The sequence below is a fragment of the Rhizobium sp. S163 genome, from assembly GCF_030380805.1.
Lineage (GTDB): Bacteria > Pseudomonadota > Alphaproteobacteria > Rhizobiales > Rhizobiaceae > Rhizobium.
Genome location: NZ_JAUDSA010000037.1, coordinates 63,383 through 75,642, shown reverse-complemented (window position 1 = coordinate 75,642; position 12,260 = coordinate 63,383). Strand labels below are relative to the sequence as shown.

The window sequence follows — 12,260 nt, the reverse complement described above, 5'->3', positions numbered from 1 at the left end:
GGCGGCCTCGGTAGCGGATAAACTAGATCTCTATTCCCTCGTCCGGGAAGTGCGAGTTCTATCTAATTTATCGCGGGCTGTCAGCAATTTGGGTCGTCTCAGATTCGATCGGAAGCCCTTGTTTCAAGGCCTGTAGAATGTGCGATACCGTACCGTGCGCGCAAGCGATGTCGTCCCGCCCGTCAGTCAGTCCTTCCGCTACCCGAATTGCATAGGTCACTCTCCACAGGTGCCAGTCTTCTCTAGACGAGGCTAAACGCACGTAGCTCCCGGCGGCAGCGGAGGGTCGAGGAGACGAAGCTCCATTCTCTTCGCCGTCGATTTCCAGGAAAAGGAGGGGAGCGTGAACCCGTCAGAGAGACGGTGCACGAAGAGTGTATCGAGCGCTTCGGGAGGATTGTCTCGCGAAATGTCGTTCAACTAGCCGACCGTGAACACCCTGATGCCGAGGCTCGGGAGCTCACCATGTCCCATCAATGAGCGCGCGGGCTCAGGAACTTCTGCGCACATCAGAGCTTTAGGAGTGGTACCCAGCAAGGAGCTTCCAATGTCAGTCAACCCACCAGTCCTCTATACCCCGCAGGTCGAGAGCTTCGAAGAAGACGAGCAGAAAACGGTTTCTGAACTTAACGAGACGTTCGACGTCATCCTGACGAAGACGGCGGAAGACTACGGACATGCGGTGCGTTCAGTGCATGCCAAGGCACATGGCATCCTCGAAGGGACAATGGCGGTCCGAAGCGGGCTGCCTCCGGAACTCTCTCAGGGGCTGTTTGCAAAGCCAGGCACCTACAAGATCTTGATGCGGATCTCGACGAATGCCGGCGATATCCTTCCGGACGCGATATCTCTCCCTCGCGGGCTCGCCATCAAAGTGATCGACGTTCCAGGTGCCCGCCTGCCGGACGCAGCCGGGACGACGCAGGATTTTGTCATGGTCAATGGACCGGTCTTCCAGGCGAAGACATCCAAAAAGTTTCTTGGAAGTTTGAAGATGCTCGCCAAGACGACAGACCGCATGGAGGGGACCAAGGAGGTTCTGTCCGACGTGCTTCAAAGTGTGAATACGGCGCTCGAAGCAGTTGGCGTGTCGAGCCCGACTGTGCAGTCGCTCGGCGGCGCGCCGGATTCAGATCCGCTCGGTGAGACCTACTACAGCGTGACACCCTTTCGCTACGGCGACTACATTGCCAAGTTCAGCATCCGCCCCGTCTCGAGGGAGCTGACAGAACTGACTGGCAAGGAGATCGACACGAAGGATCAGCCTGACGCGATCCGAGATACGGTCCGAGCCGAAATGCAGCATCTCACCGGCGAATGGGAATTCTGTGTGCAGCTCTGTCGTGACCTGAAAAAGCAGCCGATCGAAGATCCGACGACCCAATGGGATGAGACGGACGCGCCGTTCGTGGCGGTTGCGACGATCCGCGCGGAGCCGCAGGATAGTTGGTCGGAGGCGAACGTCCTGAAGGTCGATGAGCAGATGCGTTTCAGTGTCTGGACGGGCCTGGCGGCTCACGAACCACTCGGAAACATCAACCGCGCCCGCAAAGCGACCTATGAGCATTCCGCAAAGTTCCGCGAAAGATTCAACCGTTGCCCGATCCACGAGCCATCCTCCTGAAAATCTTTCTTCTTCGACGTCAGGCGTCGCTCGAGCGCGACGCCTTTTCTTTTGACTATTCGATATTGAAAGACCTCAATCATGGCCGACACCATACCAAACCCAGAAGCCGAAGGTCCGTCGGGAGGCTGGGGATCGTTAAAGGGTATCGCCAGCGTGTACGGAGAGAGTTGGCCAACCCCTGCGGCTCTCGAGACGTTGGCGCATCAAAACAAGCCAGGCGGTTTCATGTGCGTGTCATGTGCATGGCCTAAACCCGTCAACTACCACCCCTTTGAATTTTGCGAGAACGGCGCGAAGGCAACCTTATGGGAGCTGACTTCGCACCGCTGCTCACCCGATTTTTGGCGAGACCACACTGTGTCCCAACTAAGGGGTTGGAAGGATCACGACCTCGAAATGACAGGTCGGCTGACGCACCCGCTTCGCTATGAGGCCGCAACGGATCGCTATGTCGAGGTAGGGTGGGACGAAGCCTTCGATGGTATCGCCAAAGTGCTGAAGTCGCTGGAGAAGGAAAGTGTCGTCTTCTACTCCTCCGGCCATGCCAGCCTCGAAGCCTCCTATCTCTACGCGCTGCTTGCGCGGCTATATGGCAACAACAACCTGCCACAAAGCTCCAACATGTGCCATGAGACGACATCGGTCGGTCTGAACAAGGTCATAGGCTCGCCTGTCGGAACGATCGTGTGGGAAGATCTCGAAAAGGCGGACGCCTTTTTCTTCTTCGGTCAAAACCCTGGGTCAAACAGTCCACGTTTTCTTCACCCGCTCCAGGATGCGAAGAAACGCGGCGCGCGCATTGTCACCTTCAACCCGATCCTTGAACAAGGTCTGATTTCTTTCATCAACCCTCAGAGCCCTGCCGACATGCTCACGGGGCGCGAGACGCAGATTTCCGATCAGTATCATCAGGTGCAGGCGGGCGGCGATATCGCGGCGATCCTAGGCATCTGCAAGCATGTGATCGAGGCCGACGATCGCGCTCTCGCCGAAGGTGGTGAACGTGTGCTCGACGTCGCATTTATCGAAGAGCACACGACCGGCTTTGAAAAGTTCGTCGAGATGGCCCGTTCTTCTTCGTGGGTCGAAATCGAGCGTGAGAGTGGCTTGACGGAGGTTGATCTTCGCAAGGCGGGCGAGGTCTATATCGGCGCAAAAAACGTCATTGGCGTCTATGGGATGGGCCTCACCCAGCACAGCCAAGGCGCGCTCAATGTCGCCATGGTGGTCAATCTTCTTCTGCTCAGAGGCAATATCGGCCGGGAGGGTGCGGGATGCTGCCCGGTTCGCGGGCATTCGAACGTCCAAGGCCAGCGAACCGTCGGAATCGCAGAGAAGACGAAGCTTGTGCCGATGGACAAGTTGAAGGAACTCTTTGATTTCGATCCGCCCACGAAAGACGGAATGACCATCGTAGATGCCGTCAAGGGACTGATGAGTGGCAAGGTCAAGGGATTCATAAGTCTGGGTGGTAACCTCGTTCGTGCTGTGCCTGATCAAAAAGAAATGGAACGGGTCTGGGCCGAGCAAGAACTTGTCGTGATGGTGTCGACTAAGCTTAATCGCAGCCACCTCTTCCCCGCCAAGGCTGCTTACATCCTTCCCTGCCTGTCGCGCACGGAGATCGACAAGCAAGAAACCGGCAATCAAGCCGTCACCACCGAAGACAGTTTCTCCCACATCAGCGGGACCGTTGGAAAGCGGACACCCGCGTCGAAAGAATTGAAGAGCGAGCTCGCGATCGTCACAGGGATCGCCAAGGCCGTCATTGCGCCTCGACCGACACTGAAGTGGGACGAATGGACCGGGGACTATGCTCTCGTCCGCGATCTGATTGAATACAGCTATCCGAAGGATTTCAAAGACTATAACGCGCGCATGTTCCAGCCTGGAGGATTCTATCGCGGAAACAGCGCCCATGAGCGGCAGTGGAAGACGCCAGAGAAGAAAGCAGTGTTCACGGCGCCAGATCGGCTTAACGCGCTTTCGTTTGCGAATGTTAGCGGCCGCTTTAGACTGGTGACGATCAGGTCTAACGACCAGTTCAACACCACCATCTACGGATATTCCGACCGTTTCCGGGGCATCGAAGGAACACGCGACGTCCTGCTGATGTGCGACGAGGATATCCGTGCCGCAGGCCTTTCGGCGGGCCAGGACGTGACGCTCGTCAGCGACTTCGACGATGGAGTGCGCCGTGAACTGGCAGGCCTCACGGTGATTAAGCATGATCTGCCACGTGGAACGGTCGCTGCCTATTATCCGGAATGCAATGTGCTCAATTCGATCGATCACCACGATGAGCTTTCCAAGACACCGGCGTCCAAGGCCATACCCGTCCGTATCGAACCCAGCGACGCTACCGAAGGCTGATCTGGTTGAAATTTTGCGGAATGTATTTACGAAGATCGCGGGTCTTCACGGAGCCGCGAAGCATCCTCATCTGCGCGCAAATCCCGGCCTGAGTAGCGCGGCGCCATATCCCCCAACTGTTGCGCGGCCGCCGCTACGCGCAAAAGCGTGGAGTGCGCCAAGCTTGACCTCCGCCTGGTCGTTCATCCTCGGCTGGAAACGCTGACCGATAACACGTTACGTTCCCTGAGTGCAGAGACCACCCAGTGGATTTGTTGCTACGCACGCCAGCGCGTGGCTCTCTCTCAAGGGGTTTCAATTTTATACAAAAGCGAATATGTTCTTCTTTCGTTCGTATGCAGCTCTCTGAAATGCCGGTGTTGTCCAAAGCGGTCATGAGAGGACGGATACGAAGTAGTTTCAGCGAGCTTGTAATCGTCCGTTTACAGTTGAGCACAGCGAACAAAGTAAGAAGAAATTCCTTGGACAAAGAACTCCTGCTTCGGCACGTTCGCGGTGATCTCATTGTGGTTGCCTGCAAGGCATGTGCCCTCACTGAAGAGATGGTTAGGAACGCGGTCGTAAAACGTCACGGTGCGTCCACTCCGATGCGAACTCTGCGACGTCGGATCGGGCTTGGGTGCTCTCGCATGAATGCAGCAGACGGCGTCGATCGCTGCGAGCTCCGTATTTCAGGAAAACTTCTCATCGATGCTGATTGACCTGCTCGCATATTGCAGCAGCCGGCCAACTTGATCGAAAAAATCTAAGTTTGATTCAATGGAGCGTCGCGCGTGAGGGAGTTTCGTTGACCAGTCCTCGTATTGCGGCAACTAACCGTGCTGTCGATGTGACGATTTCGGCCGCGATATCCTGATCGCCCTCTCCAACGTCCTGAGCGAGTTCTTTGAGTGATGCTGCGGCGTCGGTGACCAGCCTGGATAACGTCTCTTCTTCACTGGAAAGCTTTAGAGCAAAACTTTCGAGCTGTCTGCCAAATTTGACGAGGACTGCGGTGATTCGCTGGGGCGTCATCGAGAAGGGTTCCAGCTTTTCCGACATAATTGCAGCTTTCCAGAGACACTCGTGTTTTCAAAATAAATTGCCGGCCGACTTTTCGCACCCGACCTTCCTCTTGGCTCAACAACAATCACCTGCCCTTCGCGGAGATGGTTGGAAACAGCAACTGAGCATGTAGCGCGAGGGCTTGCGGCTTCAAGGATCGTCGGCCTAGAGCGGCAGAGGACATGATCCGGAATTGCTAGGTGGGTCGCGAGCTTCGATTTAGACTGCATTGAAAGGCTCTTTGGCCTGCATTCTAGCCGCACGAAAGCCAGATAGGTCGCGGTACGCGAGCGTACGAATGGTGGTCACTCGAGACATATGGTCGGCGATCAAAAGGAGACCCTCCCAAGGTTCCAGAAGCGGGGCGCAACAGTCCACGACGCGATCTTTCACCAGGAGCCGTGGAAGTTGCGGCTCCTAGCCTCAGGAGATCAACGACAATTACCGTGACTGAAATGACCATTTTCGCGGGCTGCACTTTCCGCTTCGACATCCCAAGAACCAAAGTTCCTCGAACGAAGTTGGAAGTTTCGCCCCTCCCTCAGTTGCGATGTCAACGGCAGCAAGCTATGGATTCCTCATTGCACCTCAGGGCACGTAAAGCTACATGGCACGATTGATGAGCGGGTCCACTGGACTGCAGCCGGGCTCGGTTGGGCGAGCGTCACTCGCGGTTATCGGCGTAATGTTCCTCGCATTGGTGTGCGTGCTGGGTTTGTGGCTAGTGTCGAGCTATGAAGCAACCGCAAAAAGAGCCGACGCGCAGGTCAGCGCCGCCACCAAGATCGTTGCAGCGAATGCCGTGTGGCTCAACTCGCTTGCTCGCGAGACTCTGCACCGGATCGATGACTCCCTTGGGACAAACGTGCCGTCCGTCGATCCTCAGCGGGTGCACGATCTCAATTTGGCTGTCGCCGACCTTCCGCCTCAGGTGACAGCCTACGTTGTCGGTGTTGATGGTCTTACTCGCTTCTCGAGTGACCCAAAAATTCAGGCAATGGACGTTTCCGATCGGGACTACTTTACGCGCCTAAGGAACGGCGCGGACGAATACACTTCTGCTCTTATCGTGAGCCGCTTGACCAAACGCCAGATTTTCGTGGTCAGCCGCCGGCTCGAACGAAACGGAAGCTTCGCGGGAGTAGCCGCCATTGCCTTCAACGCAGATGTACTGAAACCAATTTGGGACGCCGTTGATATGGGACCGAATTCGACGGTGAGCTTCATCAGGCGGGACGGTAAGATCATTGCAAGGCATCCAGAGCCGCCGGGTCCAGTCGATATGGGCGGGTATGTTCTGTTCACCGACTATATGAGAAAGGCCACTTCTGGCGTCTATCGCTCGCATTCGCCTGTCGACAACCAGGACCGCCTTGTTGGTTACCGCATCATCGAGCGCACACCTTTCGTCGCCATCGCGTCTGCCGACGTCGGCGTCCTCATGCAGAAATTCTGGGACGATGCAAAAATCGCCACCTTGTTAGTGATTTTTGCGGTGGTTGGCGCATGTGCAGCGGCACTTTGGATTCAGAGGCTGATCAGAGAAGACGCCCTGCATACACGCCAACTCGCCGAAGCTTTAGCAGCCAACCAGACGCTGATGCGGGAAATCCATCACCGGGTGAAAAACAACCTGCAGACGGTTATGGCGCTGCTCCGAATGCAGGGATTCGAAGCCGGGGCGGTGCAAAGATTAAACGAGCGCATCACAGCTATGTCTGCTGTCCACGAGCAAATGTACGGTTTCGATCAGTTTAGCGGTGTATCGGCTTCCGAATTCATTCCGTCTTTCGTTAGGACGCTCGTCGGTGTCCATGGTCGACCCATAAGTGTCACATTCGATATCGAGGATCTGACCATTGCGCCCGATCGCGCTACACCGTTTGCCCTCCTGGTCAACGAACTGATCGCGAATAGCATGAAGTATGCCTTCGTAGGCCGACAAGCGGGGGCTATCCATGTCAGTCTTCGATCCGTTGCTGATGGTGTTGCAGAATTGTCCGTCGTTGACGACGGAGTTGGGTTTGATGGCAACACGGATAGGCCTGGAATGGGTACACGTTTGATCAAGGCGTTTGTCCATCAGTTGGGAGGTGAATTTCGCTTCGTGAAAGACCACGGCACGAAATTTGTTGGATCATTCAAACTTAATGATTGAAATGGGCGGGTACGATCGCCGAGCATAAAATGCTCGAGCCCTCACGGTTGCGGCCGTGCATACGCCGGCAGCCGCGCTGAAAAGTGCATTGCAACGCGGCGGCTGAACGGCTGTGTTCGCGGCCACGAGGAAAGGCAACACAAATATCGAGGTGCTAAACGGAACTGAACCGCATACATCGATATCCCTCACTTACCCGTTCTAACCTACTGATGCGCCAATTTGTTGTTGCAAGGTCGGGATCGGTATGCGTTATAGCCTGACTTTATGGGCGGCGAGACATACGTTGTCCTAGCTCCGACAACCCGATACGAAGTGCGACATCTTCGGTCGATACGACTAGCAAATCGCCCTGAACTATCTGAGCTGATTTGAGTTCGACGCCATCCATGTGACTGATGGTGGCAAAACCGTTGCGTCGGTCTCGCTTGCGCAGGTTATAAGCAATAGCTGACCTATGGATGAAAGAAGGTGATGGAGCCCAGACTAACGGGGCTCCATGTAAGATGACCTCAAGGGCAATTGGTCGGCACTTGGCTGCCCGAAGTAGAAGTCCCCGCGCCATCGGTGGCAGTCGATGAGCTGCCTGCGGTGCCAGGCCCGCGGTTCACTGCTCCAGCGCTGCAGTCTGTGTTGTTCGTGCTCCCACCGTTTGACTGCCCGTCGCCTGTGGTCGAATTCGTTCCGTTTGATCCGCTGTCGCTCCCTGTACTAGAGCCAGCACCGGTTGTTCCTGTCCCGGTACCAGAGCTCGTGCCGCCGTTCGCGCCAGACCCAGCAGATGAGCCTCCGGCAGAGCCTCCTGTACCGCCGCCAGAACCGCCGGACGACTGGGCGAATGCCGAGGTTGCGAGACCGAGCGAAAGAACAGATACAGCGATCAGTTTGTAGACCATGATTGGCTCCATTTTGAGTGACTACAGTGCTCAACTACGCCAGCTGGTCGTTGTTCCCCTCAATGATCGATGTGGAACCAATCTCCCAAGCGACATGTCGACAGAGCATTGAGGCCTGAGCCCCCCAAGCCGTTCTTGGTGCCTTTCGTACCGCTTTCGCGAGCCGCTGCCTATTTTGACTTTCTTGACGGGCGTCTCCACCCCGGCCAACCACTCCCTAAGGAGCTTTCTGGTCTTGGAAGCTTCCACGACGTATGTCTCCCGGTCCATTAATCCGGAAAACGCCTCCACGAAACATCAAGTAATTCTGCGGCCCGGCTCGACGATATTTTCACTTGTGTGAAGATCACCGGTCGCCGCTATGGACGGAACTTATGGGGCGCGAAGCAGACACGTCGAAAGGCACGAGAGGAAAGATCATCACAGAACCTCTGTAGCTCCGTCAGCCCTGTCGCAACGGAGGCTAGACTTTCTCAAGCCAGAACCGCTATTCTTTTGACGGAACTGGAAAATTCCTTTCCTAGTTCTAATTACCCCGCCAATATCCCTTAGGTATCGCCGAATGTCCTCACCAAACCCCGACTGCGGACGACTATTTCGCAGCCGCGACTGGGCAAGCACTCAGCTTGGCCCAAGAGACAAATGGAGCGTCGAGCTCAAGACCTTGACCAATGTCATGCTTGGCTCCCTCCAACCCATGTTGATCGTTTGGGGGCCCGAACAGATCACCTTGTACAATGACGGCTATGCAGAGATGTGTGGCGCGCGCCACCCGGAAGCGTTCGGCAAGCCGTTTTATGAACTCTGGTTTGATATTTGGGATCAGGTCGAACCAATCATCACCGCCGCTTACAACGGCGAAGGGACTGCGATGGACGACATCGAGTTCACCATGCACCGCAACGGCTACCCCGAGGAAACCCATTTTGCGTTCTCTTATACGCCGGTGCGCGATCCTTGGGGAACAGTGCTCGGCATGTTTTGTGCTTGCACCGAAATCACGGCCCGAGTGGCGCTGAGTCGAGAAGAGCGAACGCAGCGCGAACGCTTCCGCCAGGTATTTGAGTTGAGCCAGGGCGGCATCGCAATGCTCGTTGGTCCGGATCACGTCTTTGATTATGCTAATGAAGCTTATCGTTCCATGATCGGCGCTGGTCGCGAAATCATTGGCAAGACCGTGGCGGAAGCTGTAAACGAGGTCGTCCGACAGGGGTACATCACCATCCTCGATGAGGTCTATCGAACTGGCGAACCTTTCGTTGCGAAAGGCCTCTCGATCGATTTGAATCGAGGCCCATCTGGGGAAATGCAGACGCGCGCAATCGACTTGGTCTATCAACCGATGCGTCACGAAGGAGGAGCTGTCACCGGCATTTTGGTGCAAGCACTTGACGTAACCCAAGTGCGAGCTGACGAAGAGCGTCAGGCTCTGCTCTACCACGAACTCGGCCACCGTCTCAAAAACCAGCTTGCCATGGTGCAAGCTATAGCATCGCAAACACTTCGTAGCTCACCTGACCTACCGACCGCTAGAAAGCGTCTCTCTGATCGCATAGGAGTGCTCAGTGACGCGCACGACACGATACTTGAAGGAGGTCGCGGTGCCTCGACGGTAATGCAGATCGTCGGCCAGATGGCGGCACTCCACGACGATCTGGGAAGTCCAAGAATTGCAACTAACGGTCCGGCGCTGAAAATCGGCTCTCGTCCGTCATTATCCCTCTCCCTGATACTCCATGAGTTGGCCACCAACGCTGCGAAGTTTGGTGCCCTCTCCGTTCACGGTGGCCGCGTTGATCTGCGGTGGGCGGTGGCTGGCGAGCAGCGGGACCGTTTCGAGATGACATGGACTGAAAGTGGAGGTCCAGCTGCGGTCAAACCCGGGACCACGGGGTCAGGCATGCGTTTGATTTCAGCAGGGCTCAACGGCACGTCCGACAGTACCGTCTCCATCGACTATCCGACGAGCGGGATTATCTGTCGTATTGCCGCCGACCTCCAGAGCTTTCAGAAAGAGCATTGAATGGCCTACCGCATCCTTGTCGTCGAAGACGACGGTCTCATCAGGATGGACCTAGTCGACATGCTTGAGGACATGAACTTTTTGGTGCTCGACGCGGCCAACGCGGATGAGGCAATGACGATTCTCGGTGCAGAACCTGACATAAACGCCCTGTTGACCGACATTGACATGCCCGGTTCGATGAACGGCCTCGAACTTGCGCACCAGGCCGCCGCCCGGTGGCCCGATTGCAAAGTCGCCGTGATTTCGGGGCGCTATAATCCCACGCAAGGTAAAATGCCCGACACGGCCCTTTTTGTGTCTAAGCCGGTGTCCGAGCTCGCGCTTTCGAAAGCGCTGCAAACTCTTGGTCTCCTTGGCTAGTCTTCGCGACAGCGACCGCTTCGAGGTATAGAACGAGATCGAGGAACGCGGCGTCGCAACGTTTTTTGTACGCAGTTTGACTGCGTAATTGAGCCTAAGAGGGATAGACGGGCGATGCTCGAAAATGAATGCACCGACTTCGAACTGAAACCTTCCGGGTGGGACGAGGAAGCCCGCTCAGCGGCGCTTCACTCCTTTAATGTTCTTGATACGCCTCGCGAGCGTGACTTCGACGACATCGCAAAAATCGCTTCGCATATCTGCGGTTCACCAATCGCGGTTGTCAATCTCGTCGACACCAAGCGTCAGTTCTTCAAAGCCGAGGTAGGCCTGGGTACTCGATCGACGCCTTTGGAAACGGCATTCTGCCGCCACGCGCTTCTCGAGCAGGACACCCTTGTCATCCCGGACGCGACAATTGATCACCGTCTGAACAGCAATCCGCTGGTCACCGGTGAACCGCATATCAGGTCCTATGCCGGCGCGCTTTTGAAGACGGCCGATGGGCAGCCGATTGGTACCGTTTGCGTTCTCGATTACAGGGTGCGAGAATTCTCCGACGACCAAATCGAGATGCTGAAGTTTCTTGCGCGTCAGGCGATGACACAGCTTGAACTGCGTCGAACAGTCGCGGCACAGCAGAAATTGCTGTTGCGGGCGAGAGCGGCTGAACGCCACCGCGCGAACTTCGAAAGAGTCGTGCGTCAGGCTTCCGACTTCATCGGGATTGCCGATCCGCAGGGCAAGGTGCTTTTTTTAAATGACGCTGCGCGTCATCTGGTCGGACTACAGGAGGACGAGCCTTTGCCCCCTGACGTGATGGACTACATTATCGAGGCGGATCACCAGTTATTCAAAGAGCAGGTCGTTCCAGCGGTGAAGTCCGGACAGAGTTACGAACAGGAAATCCGGCTACGCCACTTCGAAACGGGGGAAGTAGTACCGGCACTTTACACAATGTTTCCCATGCGCGATGACGAGGGCGAACTGATCGGCTATGGCGTCGTTACCAAAGACCTCACCGAGCTTAAAGCGGAAGACGCTCGCCGAGACGGCATGATGGCCGAGGCAGCGCACCGCATAAAGAACACTCTCTCGATCGTTCAAGCCATCGTTTCCCAATCGCTGAAGAGAGCGACAACTCTGGAAGACGCTAAAGTCGTCATCTCGGAACGGGTCTCGGCATTGGCAAAGGCACAAGATGTCCTGACGGCCGGGGACGGCGTGGTTGCAGACATATTCGATGTTGTCGCAAGTGCGCTCGCGCCGCACGATGCGGGTACCAACCGCTTTTCTGTCAGCGGTCCGGCCAGTCGCTTGGAAGCTCGTCAGGCATTGGGTCTTTCGCTTGCCTTGCATGAGCTCGCCACCAACGCCGCAAAGTATGGAGCTCTGTCGGCCGACGATGGCAAGGTTGAAGTTAATTGGACGATCGGCGGCGATGGAGCTTTCCAGATTGTCTGGACCGAGATCGGAGGGCCTCACGTTGAGACACCGGTCAAAACCGGGTTTGGATCACAGCTGATCACCAAGATGGTGGCGCCGTATTTCGCCGGGAATGCTGCGTTGGAATACCATCCAGATGGCGTCCGCTTCACGTTACGTGGCACCGTTGGGATGCCTGGTGTCTGAGCAGCTTGAAAAGCTGGGCGAACAACGACGGACACCCGTTTCTTTTAACCGAGCGATCGACACAAGCGGTCCGAGTCTTTTCACGTGATCGAGAAGACAAGGAAAGCAAAGATACTTACAATTTTTATTGGTTGCCCGGCTACT

General features: G+C 56.0%; 7 protein-coding genes. 6 read left to right on the top strand and 1 reads right to left on the bottom strand.

Going from position 1 to position 12,260, the window contains the following annotated elements; genetic code table 11:
* Positions 1 to 547: 547 nt before the first annotated feature.
* Both QTL96_RS27260 and QTL96_RS27255 read left to right on the top strand, forming a co-directional pair.
* Positions 548 to 1,624 (top strand): catalase family protein, encoded by a 1,077-nt coding sequence (locus tag QTL96_RS27260; RefSeq protein WP_289729917.1) that lies wholly within the window; start codon positions 548 to 550, stop codon positions 1,622 to 1,624.
* A gap of 81 nt (positions 1,625 to 1,705) precedes the next feature.
* Positions 1,706 to 4,000: an FdhF/YdeP family oxidoreductase gene (locus tag QTL96_RS27255; RefSeq protein ID WP_289729916.1), complete on the top strand. Its 2,295-nt coding sequence runs from the start codon at positions 1,706 to 1,708 to the stop codon at positions 3,998 to 4,000.
* 756 nt (positions 4,001 to 4,756) lie between these two features.
* Here the strand turns inward: QTL96_RS27255 and QTL96_RS27250 are convergent.
* Positions 4,757 to 5,041, bottom strand: coding sequence for a hypothetical protein (locus QTL96_RS27250; protein ID WP_289729915.1), 285 nt, complete (start codon positions 5,039 to 5,041; stop codon positions 4,757 to 4,759).
* Positions 5,042 to 5,729: 688 nt separating this feature from the next.
* On the opposite strand from QTL96_RS27250, the gene QTL96_RS27245 reads away from it, so the two are divergent.
* The 4 genes from QTL96_RS27245 (at position 5,730) to QTL96_RS27230 (ending at position 12,116) form a co-directional block, all read left to right on the top strand.
* Complete coding sequence (locus QTL96_RS27245) at positions 5,730 to 7,202, top strand: histidine kinase dimerization/phosphoacceptor domain -containing protein (protein ID WP_289729914.1); 1,473 nt, start codon at positions 5,730 to 5,732, stop codon at positions 7,200 to 7,202.
* A 1,560-nt stretch (positions 7,203 to 8,762) separates the two neighbouring features.
* Positions 8,763 to 10,121: a PAS domain-containing protein gene (locus QTL96_RS27240; RefSeq protein WP_289729913.1), complete on the top strand. Its 1,359-nt coding sequence runs from the start codon at positions 8,763 to 8,765 to the stop codon at positions 10,119 to 10,121.
* Positions 10,122 to 10,484, top strand: coding sequence for a response regulator (locus QTL96_RS27235; RefSeq protein ID WP_289729912.1), 363 nt, complete (start codon positions 10,122 to 10,124; stop codon positions 10,482 to 10,484).
* A gap of 114 nt (positions 10,485 to 10,598) precedes the next feature.
* A complete protein-coding gene (locus tag QTL96_RS27230; RefSeq protein WP_289729911.1) occupies positions 10,599 to 12,116 on the top strand; it encodes an HWE histidine kinase domain-containing protein in 1,518 nt (505 codons plus the stop codon).
* Positions 12,117 to 12,260: the final 144 nt, after the last annotated feature.

Excerpts from the sequence above, each read along its gene's own strand:
- QTL96_RS27235 (WP_289729912.1), top strand. The coding sequence starts at position 10,122 with ATGGCCTACCGCATCCTTGTCGTCGAAGACGACGGTCTCATCAGGATG.
- QTL96_RS27250 (WP_289729915.1), bottom strand. The coding sequence starts at position 5,041 with ATGTCGGAAAAGCTGGAACCCTTCTCGATGACGCCCCAGCGAATCACC.
- QTL96_RS27245 (WP_289729914.1), top strand. The coding sequence starts at position 5,730 with ATGTTCCTCGCATTGGTGTGCGTGCTGGGTTTGTGGCTAGTGTCGAGC.
- QTL96_RS27230 (WP_289729911.1), top strand. The coding sequence starts at position 10,599 with ATGCTCGAAAATGAATGCACCGACTTCGAACTGAAACCTTCCGGGTGG.
- QTL96_RS27260 (WP_289729917.1), top strand. The coding sequence starts at position 548 with ATGTCAGTCAACCCACCAGTCCTCTATACCCCGCAGGTCGAGAGCTTC.
- QTL96_RS27255 (WP_289729916.1), top strand. The coding sequence starts at position 1,706 with ATGGCCGACACCATACCAAACCCAGAAGCCGAAGGTCCGTCGGGAGGC.